At 31.2% G+C, this 15,200-nt stretch carries 12 protein-coding genes; 9 read left to right on the forward strand and 3 right to left on the reverse strand.

Annotated features, from left to right (window positions below):
* Positions 1 to 57 precede the first annotated feature (57 nt).
* The 3 genes from B0I03_RS09660 to B0I03_RS09670 form a co-directional block, all read right to left on the reverse strand.
* A complete protein-coding gene (locus tag B0I03_RS09660) occupies positions 58 to 627 on the reverse strand; it encodes a hypothetical protein (protein ID WP_146603288.1) in 570 nt (189 codons plus the stop codon).
* Positions 628 to 1,265: 638 nt separating this feature from the next.
* Positions 1,266 to 1,646 carry a RidA family protein gene (locus B0I03_RS09665; protein WP_111567224.1) on the reverse strand — a complete coding sequence of 127 codons (381 nt, stop codon included), beginning with the start codon at positions 1,644 to 1,646 and terminating at the stop codon, positions 1,266 to 1,268.
* Positions 1,647 to 1,658: 12 nt separating this feature from the next.
* Positions 1,659 to 4,361 carry a putative LPS assembly protein LptD gene (locus tag B0I03_RS09670; protein WP_111567225.1) on the reverse strand — a complete coding sequence of 901 codons (2,703 nt, stop codon included), beginning with the start codon at positions 4,359 to 4,361 and terminating at the stop codon, positions 1,659 to 1,661.
* 70 nt (positions 4,362 to 4,431) lie between these two features.
* On the opposite strand from B0I03_RS09670, the gene B0I03_RS09675 reads away from it, so the two are divergent.
* From B0I03_RS09675 to B0I03_RS09715, 9 genes are all read left to right on the forward strand, one after another.
* Positions 4,432 to 5,520, forward strand: coding sequence for an N-acetylmuramoyl-L-alanine amidase family protein (locus B0I03_RS09675; protein ID WP_111567226.1), 1,089 nt, complete (start codon positions 4,432 to 4,434; stop codon positions 5,518 to 5,520).
* Positions 5,521 to 5,533: 13 nt separating this feature from the next.
* Entirely contained in the window at positions 5,534 to 6,643 is a 1,110-nt protein-coding gene (locus B0I03_RS09680) for an N-acetylmuramoyl-L-alanine amidase family protein (RefSeq protein WP_111567227.1), read from the forward strand.
* 35 nt (positions 6,644 to 6,678) lie between these two features.
* The gene (locus B0I03_RS09685) at positions 6,679 to 7,632 is read left to right on the forward strand and encodes an MlaD family protein (RefSeq protein ID WP_111567228.1); all 954 of its coding nucleotides are present in this window, start codon (positions 6,679 to 6,681) and stop codon (positions 7,630 to 7,632) included.
* A 10-nt stretch (positions 7,633 to 7,642) separates the two neighbouring features.
* Positions 7,643 to 8,965, forward strand: coding sequence for a (Fe-S)-binding protein (locus tag B0I03_RS09690; RefSeq protein WP_111567229.1), 1,323 nt, complete (start codon positions 7,643 to 7,645; stop codon positions 8,963 to 8,965).
* Between the two features lie 32 nt (positions 8,966 to 8,997).
* Complete coding sequence (locus tag B0I03_RS09695) at positions 8,998 to 9,789, forward strand: (Fe-S)-binding protein (protein WP_111567230.1); 792 nt, start codon at positions 8,998 to 9,000, stop codon at positions 9,787 to 9,789.
* A 13-nt stretch (positions 9,790 to 9,802) separates the two neighbouring features.
* Positions 9,803 to 10,414 carry a hypothetical protein gene (locus B0I03_RS09700; RefSeq protein ID WP_146603289.1) on the forward strand — a complete coding sequence of 204 codons (612 nt, stop codon included), beginning with the start codon at positions 9,803 to 9,805 and terminating at the stop codon, positions 10,412 to 10,414.
* Between the two features lie 2 nt (positions 10,415 to 10,416).
* Complete coding sequence (locus B0I03_RS09705; protein ID WP_111567232.1) at positions 10,417 to 10,899, forward strand: ABC transporter ATPase; 483 nt, start codon at positions 10,417 to 10,419, stop codon at positions 10,897 to 10,899.
* 21 nt (positions 10,900 to 10,920) lie between these two features.
* The gene (serB, locus tag B0I03_RS09710) at positions 10,921 to 12,144 is read left to right on the forward strand and encodes a phosphoserine phosphatase SerB (RefSeq protein WP_111567233.1); all 1,224 of its coding nucleotides are present in this window, start codon (positions 10,921 to 10,923) and stop codon (positions 12,142 to 12,144) included.
* Positions 12,145 to 12,277: 133 nt separating this feature from the next.
* Positions 12,278 to 15,196, forward strand: a complete 2,919-nt coding sequence (locus B0I03_RS09715; protein WP_111567234.1) for a glycoside hydrolase family 3 N-terminal domain-containing protein — start codon at positions 12,278 to 12,280, stop codon at positions 15,194 to 15,196.
* The last annotated feature ends 4 nt before the right edge of the window (positions 15,197 to 15,200 follow it).

Below are 15,200 nucleotides of genomic sequence, written 5' to 3' on the forward strand. Positions count from 1 at the left end.
TGTTTTAATTTTAACGTTCCGAAGCTATTGCTGTAAACATGTGTTAGCGGTTCGGTTTTATTTTTCATTTTCTGTTTTAACTTCCGCAATTTTAATGAATTCAAACTTTTTATTTGCTTCGTTCCAATTCCAATATTTTTCAAGAGCTTCAATTCCTTCACCTAAATTCATTCCTGAAAGGCTTGTTATTAATAATGTACTTTCTTTGTCTGAATTAACCGAATTTCCAATTCCTTCCCATTCGTCATCATTTGGTAAATCATAAACTTTTCCATCTCTGACATCTACCATTGCTCCAGAAATACAAGATGTTCCACATCCCCAAGTTACAATAATGTAATTACCTGCAAAATTTACTTTTTCAATTTTATAAATTTCGGAAATAACTGTTTTATAACTTTTTGCAGTTGGATTGCTATTAAAATCTATTTTAGCTTTTTCTGTTGTTTCTTTATATTCGGTTTTGTAATCTTTGAAAGTTATTTCAGATTTTTTTTCTGTAATCGTATCTTTCATTTCTGATTTCACTTCATTTTTTTCAGCTGAAGATTCTTTGCTTATTTCGGTTTTTTCTTTACAAGCAATTATAGACATTGCAATTATTACAGACAGAAGAATTTTTTTCATAAGTGATAAGTTTTAGATTTTCTTTTTAAACGTTGTAAAATTTGTTTTATTATCGAGTTTTTCCAAGTTCCGATGAACTGACGGCTAACGTTCTGCGGCTTAAAAATGTGGCGAAAATGCAACACCAAGCCTTCACAAATATAACCAAAACTTTAAATTAAACAACTGCGCCATTTCGGATTTTACCGAAACTAGCCATATTTTTAAACCGCTGTTGTATACAGTATAATATTTTCGGAACTTAAAAACTCAACGCAACGTTTATCCGCAAAGTTCGGATTGTCACGCAAAGTTCGGATTGTCACGCAAAGCATATTTTCACGCAACGTTTAGTTTCAGGTTTTAGTTTCACAGCGAATTTTCCCGAAAACGTAATTTCAACACAAAGTTTATCGTCAAAGTTCGGTTCGGATTTCAATTATCGAATAAGATTTTTCGGTTGCAATTTCATTAAATTTCTTTCGAAAAAATAGGAGAGAAGCTTTCAGCGTAAGTTCGGAAAATATATTGTATACAACTAACAAATAACATCAAATATATAAAACTTTTATTACATAAAAAAGCAGCTATTACGAGAATAACTGCTTTTATATAATTTGTATTTAAGGATATAATTTACACTTTTAAAAGTGTGTAAGCTATTTCACTGCTATCATTGAGATTTCAATATTTACATTTTTTGGTAAACACGCTACTTGTACGGTTTCTCTAGCTGGTGCTGTTGCTTCATCAAAGTAACTTCCGTAAACAGCGTTAATTCGTGTAAAATCGCCCATGTTCATGATGAAAATGGTGGTTTTAATTACGTTTTCAAACGTCATGTCGGCTGCTGCTAAAACGGCTTTCATGTTTTCCATCACTTGTTTGGTTTCGGTTTCAATATTGTCTAAAACCAACTCCATAGTAGCTGGGTTTAAGGCAATTTGCCCTGAAGTATATAAGGTGTTGCCAACTAAAACCGCTTGGTTGTAAGGTCCAATAGGAGCTGGCGCTTTGTCGGTATAAATAATTTTTTTCATGTTGTAGATTTATTATTGTCTGAAAACTCGGTCTGGTAATTGACGTTTGTCGTATTTAATATCGCTTAAGATTGAAGATGAAATTCCTATGAAAAAGCCCCAGTAAGTATTAGTTCCAAATGGAACCCAGTTGAAACTCATTCTCCAACTTTCTAAATCTCTTTCAAAACGGAATTGTGTAAACGTAACTCCTTTTTGTACAAAATCATATCCAGATGAAAACCCAACTTTCCATCTTGGCGCTAATTCAATATTTCCAGATGCCATTAAAGAGTGAGAAGCAATTTCGTCTTGTCGGTTTGAATTGTTATAATTTATAGAATAGGCAATTCTTAAATCCCAAGGTAGTTTTGTATTGTACCATTCAGAATTTTTTTCTTTTTTATCGCCTTCTTTATCTTTTCCAAACAAACTCTGGCGATTATCACTTAAATCAGCTCCAACGCCAAATAAATCATCTTCACGACCTCCATTTTGAACATTTTGATCAGAAGTATTACTTTTTTTATCGCCATCAGAACTTGAAAAACTATAGTTTAAAGTTAAATTGGCACGAGGTAATCTCAATAAACTTCCTCCGTTATCAATATTAAATTTTTCTATTCTTTTTCCTGAATTATCAATAGCATAAGGGTCAAGTACAGCGGCAAAGTTGATGTTCATTTTTTGTTTAAACAATTGTGTTCCACCACTAACTGAAATTTCTTTTAATTTTAATGAATCGGCAGTAAAATCGTAACGTGTAGAAAAGTTTAAATTGTTTAAAAGCATTACTTTTTTAGTTTCACCTTTCTTACTGTTTTTATCTTTTACCTTAGCTTCAAATGTATTGCTTAAGGATAAATTCATTGTATTGGAAACATTATTTGAAGGCGAACCAAAAAGACCTCCGTCAAATTTCGTATAATCATCAAAATTAATTCCAGTTGCATCTAAAGCATAGCGTTCAAAATATTGATCAAAACTTGGCGTAAAACCATATGAAATATTAGGTCTCATTACATGACGAATAGCTTCAATTTTCTTGTCTTCTCCAAAATTGAATGTTCCGTAAATTGTGGTACCAATACCGGCATTAAAATTATAAGTTCTATAAGATTCAAATCCTTTTTGATCTACAGTAACTACTTTATTTTCTGTAGCACTGTAAAACTTTTCAATTGTGTTAAAAGTCCATACTTCATTATAATTAGCACTTGCTGAAATACTAAAATATTTAAAAACTTTAAAGTTAGTACTAATAGGAATAGAGTGTTGAAAACCTGATCGTGCATCTCTAAACATTTGAGGTTTAAAGAATAAAGAATCTGTAGTACGAATTCTATTTTCACCTCTAATATTATATTGAAAACTAATGTTTTTAATAATTCCTTTTTTAACTCCATCTCTTGATGCAAAAGGGAAAACACGATCAACACTTGCTTGAAATGTTGGAAGTGTCATATCTATCTGTTGCGTATTTGTGTTTTGAGAGTGCGTAGCAGACATAGACATATTTACCTGCGGAACCGTTTGAAAGGTCTTTGAATAGGAAACAGAAGAACTTAAGTTATTATTAACCGTTGACCCAATATTATTCAGATTAACAGATTGTCTAAAATATTGACTACTTCCTAAATTTACCGAAGCCGAAAATCTCGAATTTGGCGAAGCTTTTGAATCTTGGTTATGCGACCATTGAATGTTGTATTGCCTTGATTTTGAATAATCTGGAAATCCTTTTTCACTTTGAATGTTATTTTCAAATCTAACATTAGCTCTACCGTTAAATTTGTAGCGTTTGGCATAACTGGTTTCGGCTCGTAAACCATAACTACCATTTGTGTAATAATCTCCTAGAACTGCTAAATCGTAATAATCGCTTAGTGCAAAATAATAACCTCCGTTTTGTAAAAAGTAACCTTGTTGATTATTTTGTCCTGGCGTTGGCATAATAAATCCAGAGGTACTTTTCTCTGTCATTGGAAAATAACCAAAAGGCAACCAAATAGGAGTAGGAACATCAGCAATATACATTTGAGTAGAACTAATTACTACTTTTTTCTTTGGAACAAATTTTACTCTTTTAACCAAAAAGTAATATTCAGGATCTTCAATATTTGTAGACGTAGTCATACGTGCATTCTTCATGAAATAAACCGAATCATTTTCTTTTTTTGAAATTTCAGCCTTTATGAACAATTCGCCTTGTTGCGTTCTCGAATTCCAAACTTTAGCTCTTTTTGATTTGGTATGAAAAATAATCGAATCAGGTTCAACCACATTTTCCCCTTGTTTAAAAACAGGTCTTTGAATGTAATTCCCTGCAGAATCTTTTAATCGGCCAGCATAAACTAGGTTTTTTTCGTAGTCTAAAACTATCCGTCCTGCTTTAAGTTCAAAATCGGTATAATAAATTTCGGCTTCATCATGAAGGGTAACTGTTTTTTTCTTTTGGTCTAGCTTTTCATAATCTTTAGCTTTCATGTTTACAACACCATCTAAAAAAGGTTTTTTCTTTTTTATAGTGTCTTTAGTGGTAGCAGTAGAATCTTTTACTTTTTCAATGTCAGATTTTGATAAAGTAACCGTATTTGGTATGGGAGTTTCTTGAGAAAAAACGAAAGTAGTTCCTAATGTTAGAAAAATTACTGAAAAAACGATATGAATTAACTTGGTATGCAATGCTTTTAATAGTATTTTTGTAAAAATTTGGCTCACTTTTTGAAGTGTCAAACTTACATATATTTTTTTGCAAAAATAATGTTTTAATAAAATTATAACTTATAAACTTATCAATTGTTTTATGCCATCTAAAAAAAACACTAAATATCTGTCTTTACTGGTTTTATTTTTCACTTTCAGCTTTGCATTTGCTCAGAATACTTCTAAATTTAAGGTGGTTTTAGATGCGGGTCATGGTGGAGAAGATCCAGGAGCAATAAAAAACGGAATAAAAGAGAAAGATATTGTTTTAGATGTTGTGTTAAAAATTGGAAAGATTTTAGAAAAAAACAATAACATTGAAGTGGTTTACACTAGAAAAACAGATGTTTTTATCGGATTAAAAGAACGTGCTAATATTGCTAATAGAGCAAAGGCTAATTTATTTATTTCAGTACATTGCAACGGTGTAAAAAGTACAGCCGCAAAAGGAACAGAAACTTTTGTTATGGGTATGTCACGAACTGATACGAATTTAGATATCGCTAAAAAAGAAAATGGAGTTATCTTTTTAGAGAAAGATTACAACGAAAAGTATAAAGGATTTGATCCAAATAATCCAGAAACATTGTTGGGTTTAAAAATTTTACAAGAAGAATTTTTAGATCAAAGTATTAGTTTAGCATCTGAAATTGAGAAGAACTTTGTTAAAAATAACAATCGCTTTTCAAGAGGTGTAAAACAGCAACCTATTTGGGTTTTAGATGCTACAGTTATGCCTGGAGTATTGATAGAATTAGGCTTTGTTTCGCACCCAGTTGAAGGTAAATATTTAAGTTCTGAAAGTGGAAAAGAAGAAATGTCGGAATCGATTTCAAAAGCGATTTTAACGTATAAAAATAATTTTTTCAATGCTAATTCTGTTGCTGAAATAGAAACTGTAGTTATAACTAAAGCTTCAAATGATAATAATTTAAGTATTGAAAATGAGATAAATAAAACAAAATCAGCTAAAACGTATTATAAAGTTCAAATTTCAGCTGGAACAAAAAAATTAGATACAAAACCATCAAATTTTAAAGGTTTAAAAAATATTACAGTTGAAAAAGATAAAAAATTATACAAGTATTTTTACGGAGAAGAAACTGATTATAATGCTTGTAAGAAAAAATTAGAAGAAGCAAAGAAAAAAGGATATACTTCAGCTTATATAGTAACCTTTACGAATTAATTATCAATTGCATATGTTTAAGAGAATTGTTTTTGTAGTGATTGCATTGAGTGTTTTTTCTGGATACAGTCAAAACCAAAAATTTAAAGTAGTATTAGATGCTGGTCATGGTGGAAAAGATTATGGCGCTGTTTATCACGGTAATATTGAAAAAAATATAGCCTTGAAGACTGTTTTGCGAGTTGGTGCTATTTTAGAAAAAGACCCACAAATTGATGTTGTTTATACTAGAAAAACAGATGTCTTTATCGAATTACAACAACGCGCTAATATTGCCAATAAATCAAAAGGAAGCATTTTTGTTTCCATGCATTGTAACGCAAATAAAAATCAAGCAGCGTCTGGAAATGAAACTTATGTAATGGGTATTACTCGTAATGCTTCCAACTTAGAAGTAGCTAAAAATGAGAACGAGGTAGTTACTTTGGAAACCGATTATAAGATTAAATATGATGGTTTTGATCCAAATTCGCCCGAATCAGTTATCGGAATTTCTATTTTGCAAGAAGAACATCTTGATCAAAGTATAGAGTTAGCTGGAAGAGTTCAGGAATTTTTCACTAAAAAAACCGACAATAAAAATAGAGGTGTAAAGCAAGCTGGATTCTTAGTATTACGTCAAATTACAATGCCAAGAGTTCTAGTTGAAATGGGATTTGTATCAAATAAAGAAGAAGGAGAATTTTTAAATTCAGAAGAAGGTCAAGAAAAATTAGCTGAAGCTATTGCAGGTGCTATTATGGATTATAAAAATGAATTTTTCAGTCCTTCTAATAATGATAATAAAGAAGAGGATAAACAAGAAGTAATTGTTAAAGAAACACCTAAAAAAGAAATTCCTGTAAAAACCCCTGAAAAAATGGTTGATAAAGGAATTGTGTTTAAAATTCAAATTTCTGCTAGTACTAAAAAATTAGATACAACACCATCAAATTTTAAAGGGTTAAGTCCAATTTCAGTAGAACCAGCTGGTAGTTTATATAAATATTTTTATGCTTCAGAAAAAAGTTATGACGAAATCAAACAAAAACTGGAGATTGCCAAACAAAAAGGATATTCTACTGCCTTTATTGTAGCTTATAAAGATGGAATAAAAATAAGCGTAACCGATGCAATAAAATAAAATAAAAGTTTATTTTTGTTAAAAATTATTAAGCTTTGAAACTAACAAGAGAAATCAAAACCGCCGTCCTCGTTATTGTATCTATATTATTATTTATATGGGGATATAATTTTTTAAAAGGAAAAGACTTATTTGAAACTAGTACTCGAGTTTACGTTGTATATGATAATGTAGCCGGACTTGTAAATTCTGCACCTGTAACTTTGAACGGATTAGCTATTGGTAAAGTAAATTCAATCGACATTCAGCCTGATGGAAAGTTATTGGTAGAAATGCAGATTAATACAGATTTTCCAATTTCTAAATCAAGTGTAGCTGAAATTTACGATTCGGGATTAGTAGGAGGGAGACAAATTGCTATCAAACCAAATTTTCAAGATAAAGATTACATTAAAACTGGTGATTACCTAAAAGCTAGTAGCAAATTAGGTTTAACAGATGCTTTGGCTCAACAATTAGAGCCTCTACAATATAAAGTTCAAAAACTATTAGACAATGCAGATGTTTTGTTTTCTAATGTAAACGATATTTTAGACGAAAAAACAAAGCAAAATTTAAAAAGTAGTATTTCTGAATTGCACAAAACACTTTCTGAATTTAGCGAAATTTCTAACAATCTTAATGGTTTAGTAGCTGATAACAAGCCTAAACTAAATTCGATGTTAACAAACTTTGATAAAACATCATCTAATTTAGAAAAAATGTCTGACTCACTTGCAAAAGCTAACTTGGGTCAAACCGTTAAAAATTTAGAAAAAACATTAGCAAGTGTTGATAAAATCATGGGTGACATCGAAAAAGGAAACGGAACCATGGGTAAACTAATGAAAGATGAAACCATGTACAATAATTTTTCTAAAGCTTCAAGCGAGCTAGAATTATTATTGCAAGACCTTCGCTTAAATCCAACACGTTATGTAAATGTTTCTCTTTTTGGTAAAAAGAACAAGCCATACGTAGCGCCAGTAAACGATACAATTAAAAAGTAAATTTTATACGATGCAATTTTTAGATAATATTTTCTTCGCATTGCTTTTAGCAATTGGTATTGGTTATTTTGCAATTAATGTAAAAAAACTAATTCGTAATATTAAATTAGGACAAGATATAGATCGTAGCGATAATTCTTCTGAACGTTGGAAGAACATGACTATGGTTGCTTTGGGCCAATCTAAAATGGTAAAGCGTCCCGTTGCAGGATTTTTACACATTATAGTATATGTTGGATTCGTAATTATCAACATCGAAGTAATTGAAATTATCATTGATGGACTTTTCGGAACTCATAGAGTTTTATCTTTCATGGGAGGATTTTACGATGTGTTAATTGGTTCTTTTGAAATTCTAGCTTTCTTAGTTTTAATTACCGTTATTATCTTTTGGATTAGAAGAAATGTTACCAAATTAGGTCGTTTTGCTAGTTCTGACTTAGATGGAAAACCAAGAAATGATGCTAATTACATCTTATATTTTGAAGTAGTGTTAATGACGTTATTCTTATTAATGAATGCGGCTGATTTTCATTTACAAAATTTAGGAATTGGTCATTATAATCAAGCAGGAAGTTTCCCGATTTCTCAATTTGTTGCTCCAATGTTCAACGGAATGAGTGAAGGTTTGGTTGTAATTATCGAAAGAGCCGCTTGGTGGTTACACATTGCCGGAATTCTAGTTTTCTTAAACTATTTATATTTCTCTAAACATTTACATATTTTATTAGCTTTCCCTAATACTTTCTTTGCTGATTTAAACGCGAAAGGGAAATTAAACAATTTAGAAAGTGTTACAAACGAAGTAAAATTAATGATGGATCCAAGTGCTGATCCATTCGCAGCGCCAGCAAATCCTGATGCTGTTCCAGCTAAGTTTGGTGCTTCTGATGTTCAAGATTTAAATTGGGTACAATTATTAAATGCTTATAGTTGTACGGAGTGTGGTCGTTGTACATCTTCTTGTCCGGCGAATCAAACAGGTAAAAAATTATCGCCTCGTAAGATTATGATGGATACGCGTGATCGTTTAGAGGAAGTAGGAAGAAATATCGATTTAAATAAAGGTGTTTTTGTTGATGATGGAAAATCATTATTAAATGATTACATTACTCCAGAAGAATTATGGGCTTGTACAACTTGTAATGCTTGTGTAGAAGAATGTCCAATTAATATCAGTCCGTTATCAATTATTATCGATATGCGTCGTTACTTAGTAATGGAACAAAGTGCTGCTCCAATGGAACTAAACAATATGATGAGTAATATTGAAAACAATGGTGCTCCTTGGCCTTATAATCAAATGGATCGTTTAAATTGGGTAAACGAATAATTTTACATTAACTATCATAAATAGTATATAATATGTCTGAAAATTTAATTGTACCAACAATGGCCCAAATGATGGCCGAAGGAAAACAACCTGAAATTTTATTTTGGGTAGGTTCTGCTGGTAGTTTCGATGACAGAGCAAAAAAAATCTCAAGAGCTTTCGTTAAAATTTTAAATAGAGCAAATGTAAATTTTGCAGTTTTAGGTACCGAAGAAAGTTGTACAGGAGATGTTGCGAAAAGAGCTGGAAATGAATTTTTATTTCAAATGCAAGCATTAATGAATATTGAATTGCTTAATGCTTACGAAGTGAAGAAAATTGTAACCTGCGATCCACATTCTTTTAACTGTTTAAAAAATGAGTATCCTAGTTTAGGTGGAAATTATGAAGTTTTGCATCATACACAATTTATTCAACAACTTTTAAAAGAAGGACGTATTGATTTTAATAAAGATACATACAAAGGAAGCCGTATAACGTTTCACGATCCTTGCTATTTAGGTAGAGCAAACAATGAATATCAAGCTCCAAGAGACATTTTATCTCAAACAAATGCCAATATTGTTGAAATGAAACGAAGCAAAAGTGCTGCGTTATGTTGCGGAGCTGGTGGCGCTCAAATGTTCAAAGAGCCTGAAAAAGGAAATATGGATATTAATGTTTTAAGAACTCAAGATGCTCTTGAAACTACTCCAAATATTATAGCTACAGGTTGTCCATATTGCAATACCATGATGACTGATGGAGTAAAATTTGCACACAAAGAAAACGAAGTTAAAGTGTTAGATATTGCAGAAATAATTGCAAATGCACAAAATTTATAATTCAAAACAAAACATGAAAAAACTTGTATTATTACTTATCCTTGTTGGAAACGTTGCTTTTGCACAAAAACTTACAAAAGAACAACTAATCGATAAAATGTCTGATGTTGGTTGTGAATGTGCTACAAAACAACAAGTTACTAAAGAAAATTTAGAAATAACATTAGGACTTTGTATTCTTGAAGCTTTAAATAAATACGAAAAAGATGTTGAAAGACATTATGGTAAAAATGTCATCACTAATGACAAAAAAATGGAAGAATTAGGTTATGATATTGGATTAAAAATGGGAGCTAAATGTCCATCAGTTTTTATGAATATGGTGGATGAAGAATCAGATACAAATGGTGAAGAAGTAGTTGAAGAAATTCCTGATGCAGTACTTACAGGAAAAATATCAGAAATTAAATCAGAGCAATTTTTAACTTTTGTTGTTAAAGAAGATTCAGGAAAAAACAATCAATTTATTTTATTAAGTAGTTTTGATAATGCCTTTTTATTAACAGACAAAGTGCTAAAAGTTTCTGATGCTGTTGATGTTACGTATTATGAAATGGATTTATTTGATGCTAAACTAGGTAAATTTGTTTCGTTTAAAATTGTTACTGATATCGTAAAAAAATAAACATGTTTGTACCCTTCGATACTTTACCTGAAGAATCAAAAATTTGGATTTATCAATCTAATAGAAAATTTTCTGATGAAGAAATTCAAGATATTGAAAAGGACTTAACTTCTTTTTTAGAAAATTGGACTGCGCATGGACAAAACCTTGAAGCTTCTTTTGTAACGCGTTATAATCGTTTTATAATTATTGCTGTAAATCAAGAAGTTCAAGCTGCAACGGGTTGTTCAATAGATGCTTCGGTACAATTTATTCAAAACTTAGAGCAAAAATACAATGTAGATTTATTGGATAAAATGAACGTTACTTTTAAAGTAGGCGATCACGTTGCTTTTAAACCTCTTATTGAGTTTAAAAAAATGGCAAAAGAAAAAGCGGTTTCAGAAAACACAATTGTCTTCAATAATTTACTTAATACATTAGGTGAGTGGCAAGATTTTTGGGAGGTTCCTGCTAGTGAAAGTTGGCATAACAGATTTTTTTAGCTTCATTTTTCAAAATATCTCATGGATAGCGATATATTTTTATTAAGCATTTCAGGACATGATAAACCTGGATTGACATCATCATTAACAGCTGTTTTAGCAGAATATGATGCCAATGTTCTCGATATCGGTCAAGCTAACATTCACGATACACTTTCATTAGGAATTTTGTTCCAAATCAAATCGGGAAAAAAATCGGCTGCCGTTTTAAAAGATATTTTATTCAAATCCTATGAATTAGGAATTAAAGCCAAATTCAAACCAATTCCTCTTGATGAATACGAAAAATGGGTCAATCTTCAAGGAAAAGATCGTTATATTGTAACACTTTTAGGAGAAAAATTAACAGCCGAACAAATTTCTCAAGTAACGAAAGTAATCTCTGAAAAGAACTTAAATATTGATGCTATTAAGCGATTGACAGGAAGAGTTTCATTAGTAAAAGAAGATGATTATCCAAGATCTTCTATCCAATTATCCATTCGTGGTGAAATAAAAGATAAATCTGAATTTACCGAAAAATTCATGGCTATTTCGTCTGAATTAAATTTAGATATCGCCTTTCAAGAAGACAATATTTTTAGAAGAAATAGACGTCTCGTTTGCTTTGACATGGATTCGACTCTAATCCAAACTGAAGTAATTGATGAACTTGCCGAACTTGCTGGTGTTGGCGAACAAGTAAAAGCCATTACCGAATCTGCTATGCAAGGCGAAATTGATTTTCAAGAAAGCTTCAAGCAAAGAATGCTTCTTTTAAAAGGTTTAAGTGAAGAAGTTCTAGAAGAAGTTGCTGTAAATTTACCTATAACTAAAGGAGCAAGGAGATTAATTGATACTCTAAAATCATACGGATTTAAAACCGCCATTCTTTCTGGTGGATTTACTTATTTTGGAAAATATCTTCAAAAAGAATTAGGAATCGATTACGTTTATGCTAACGAATTAGAAATCAAAGACGGAGTTCTTACTGGTGGATATCTTGGCGAAATTGTAGATGGTAACAAAAAAGCAGAATATCTTAAAGAAATCGCTCGCAAAGAAGGAATCGATATCAATCAAACCATTGCTGTTGGTGATGGTGCAAATGATTTACCTATGTTAAATCTAGCTGGTTTAGGAATTGCTTTTCATGCGAAACCTAAAGTAAAAGATAATGCACAAAGTTCTATTTCAAGCATTGGTTTAGATGGTGTTTTATATTTGTTAGGCTATCACGACCGTCATATCGATTTGATAGATTAATTTCTTGAAAATTAAGTTTTCCATTAGTTAACAACTTTCTTCATAAAATAAACCTAAAACGCTTTATTTTAAAGTTAAGATGTAGTATTTTGGCATGGATTTAGTTCTAAGTTAAAAAATCAAACTAAAATTTATGCAAAGAGTGCTCACACTACTGTTTTCGGTAGTTTTCATACATATATCATTTTCCCAAAATAAAACCAAACCTGTTTTAACTGCTAAAAAAGTAGTTTCACAACAAGTTTGGGTTGACAGTATTTACAACCAATTTTCGTTTGAAGAAAAAGTAGGGCAGTTGTTTATGGTTGCCGCTTATTCAAACAAAGACGAAGCTCATAACAAATCCATCGATAAATTAGTTGAAGAATATAAAATTGGAGGATTAATTTTCTTTCAAGGCGGACCAGTACGTCAGGCGAAATTAACGAATCGTTTTCAAGCAAAAGCAAAAGTACCTTTGTTCATCGGAATTGATGCCGAATGGGGTTTAAGCATGCGATTAGATTCTACCTATCGTTATCCTTGGAACATGACGCTTGGAGCTGTTCAAGACATGAAATTGATTGAAAAAGCTGGAAATCAAATGGCAAAACAATCAAAACGAATGGGAATTCATTTCAATTTTGCTCCTGTTGTGGATATCAATACTAATCCAAAAAATCCCATTATTGGTAATCGTTCGTTTGGGGAAACAAAAGAAAATGTTACCGCCAGAGCTATCGCATTAATGAAAGGTTTACAAGACGAAGGCGTTTATGCAACAGCGAAACATTTTCCAGGACATGGCGATACTTCAACCGATTCGCATCATACTTTACCCGTTGTAAATTTTGATAAAAATCGATTGAATGACGTGGAGCTTTATCCTTATAAAGAGTTGATTAAAAACGGATTAACAAGTGTAATGGTAGCGCATTTGAATGTGCCAAGTTTAGAACCTAGAGCGAATTATCCAACCTCAATTTCGTATGCTGTTGTAACTGATTTGTTAAAAAAAGAATTGCAATTTGAAGGTTTAATTTTTACCGATGCCTTGAATATGAAAGGTGCAAGTAATTTTAAAAAACCTGGCGACATTGATTTAGAAGCTTTTTTAGCTGGAAATGACGTTTTGTTGTTTGCTGAAAATGTTCCGGTTGCGATTAAGAAATTCAAAGAAGCGTATGATTCAGGTATAATTACAGATGAACGTTTGATGTATTCTGTTAAAAAGATTTTAGCTCACAAATACAAATCTAATTTAAATAACTATCAACCCATCGTTTTAGATAATTTATATCAAGATTTGAATGCAGTTGAATATGACGCATTGAACTATAAATTATACGAAAATGCAGTAACTGTAATCAAAAATCATGTTAAATTAGTTCCTGTTCGCGATATTGAAAAAGAAAAAATTGCGTATATCAAACTAGGAAATGACAAATCAGACACTTTTTTATTGAACTTAAGAAATTATGCTTCTGTAAGTGAAATTACAAATAAGAATTTAGATTCAGTTTTAGTACAATTGCAAGATTATACGAAAGTAATTATTGGGTATCACAAACAAGATGGCGCATGGAGAAATCACAATTTGAATTTCAAAGAAATGCTTTGGATAAACCAAATTGCCAAGCAAAACGAAGTGATTTTAACTTGTTTTACAAAGCCATATTCATTGACTAATTTAAAGAATTTTGAAGATATTGAAACCATCATCGTTGCCTATCAAAATAATGATATTGCGCAAACGATTGCCCCTCAAATTATCTTTGGAGCAATGGGAGCAAAAGGAAAATTACCAGTTTCTATTGACGATGAATTCAAAGTAAATGAAGGAATAGAAACTTTAGAAATCAAACGTTTAGGATTTACAATTCCTGAAAATGTGGGGATGAATTCTAAAGTTTTAATAAAAATTGATTCGATTGCTAATCATGCTATTTCTAAGAAAATGACACCTGGACTTCAAGTGGTTGTAGCTCGAAAAGGAAAAGTTATTTATCAAAAATCTTTTGGAAATCATACTTATGAATCGAGCCAAAAAGTTAGTAATTCAGATGTTTATGATATTGCTTCCTTGACTAAAATTGTAGCTACTTTACCTAACGTAATGCAAGAATTTGACAAAGGACATTTAACTTTAGAAACTAAGTTAAAATCCATGTTACCAATGGCTAAAAATTCTAATAAAGCCAATGCAACAGTTTTAGATATGTTAACGCATCAAGCTCGTTTTCAACCTTGGATTCCTTTTTATAAAGCTACATTAGACAGTCTGAACCGTCCAAGTACTCATTTTTACAGAAGTGAATTTTCTGATGAATTTCCAATTCACGTTGCTGATAAATTATATTTGAGAAAGGATTATAATGATACGATTGTAAAAACAATTTTAGACAGCGAATTATTGCCAAAAAAACAATACAAATACAGTGATTTCTCTTTTATTTTATTCAAAGAATATTTAGAATATCACAATAAAAAATCGCTTGAAGATTTAGCACACGCTAATTTTTTTGAGCCTTTAGGAGCCAATACCATAATGTATAATCCGTTGCGAAAAATGAATGCAAATAGAATTATTCCAACGGAAAACGACACCTATTTCAGACATCAACTAGTTCAAGGATATGTTCACGATATGGCTGCCGCGATGCAAGGTGGAATTTCAGGACATGCTGGTTTGTTTTCTAATGCTTTAGATGTTGCAAAAGTGATGCAAATGTATCTCCAAAAAGGAAGTTATGGCGGAAAAACCTATATTTCCGAAAACACTTTTAATATGTTCAATACCTGTTATTTCTGTAAAGATGGAAATAGAAGAGGGGTTGGTTTCGATAAACCGCAATTAGGAAATGAAGGTCCAACTTGTGGTTGCGTTTCACTAACGAGTTTCGGACACACCGGTTTTACTGGAACTATGACTTGGGCTGATCCAGAAAAAGAAATTGTATACGTTTTCTTATCAAATAGAACATATCCAGATTCAAACGCTGCGAATAAATTATCAAAAGAAAATATCAGAGAAAATATTCAAAAAGTAATTTACGAAGCGATTGTTGAGTAATTTT

It is taken from the genome of Flavobacterium aquaticum, assembly GCF_003259835.1.
Lineage (GTDB): Bacteria > Bacteroidota > Bacteroidia > Flavobacteriales > Flavobacteriaceae > Flavobacterium > Flavobacterium aquaticum.

Coding starts and splice junctions, on each gene's coding strand:
- B0I03_RS09660 (WP_146603288.1), bottom strand. CDS start 627: ATGAAAAAAATTCTTCTGTCTGTAATAATTGCAATGTCTATAATTGCT.
- B0I03_RS09665 (WP_111567224.1), bottom strand. CDS start 1,646: ATGAAAAAAATTATTTATACCGACAAAGCGCCAGCTCCTATTGGACCT.
- B0I03_RS09675 (WP_111567226.1), top strand. CDS start 4,432: ATGCCATCTAAAAAAAACACTAAATATCTGTCTTTACTGGTTTTATTT.
- B0I03_RS09680 (WP_111567227.1), top strand. CDS start 5,534: ATGTTTAAGAGAATTGTTTTTGTAGTGATTGCATTGAGTGTTTTTTCT.
- B0I03_RS09690 (WP_111567229.1), top strand. CDS start 7,643: ATGCAATTTTTAGATAATATTTTCTTCGCATTGCTTTTAGCAATTGGT.
- B0I03_RS09695 (WP_111567230.1), top strand. CDS start 8,998: ATGTCTGAAAATTTAATTGTACCAACAATGGCCCAAATGATGGCCGAA.
- B0I03_RS09700 (WP_146603289.1), top strand. CDS start 9,803: ATGAAAAAACTTGTATTATTACTTATCCTTGTTGGAAACGTTGCTTTT.
- B0I03_RS09705 (WP_111567232.1), top strand. CDS start 10,417: ATGTTTGTACCCTTCGATACTTTACCTGAAGAATCAAAAATTTGGATT.
- serB (WP_111567233.1), top strand. CDS start 10,921: ATGGATAGCGATATATTTTTATTAAGCATTTCAGGACATGATAAACCT.
- B0I03_RS09715 (WP_111567234.1), top strand. CDS start 12,278: ATGCAAAGAGTGCTCACACTACTGTTTTCGGTAGTTTTCATACATATA.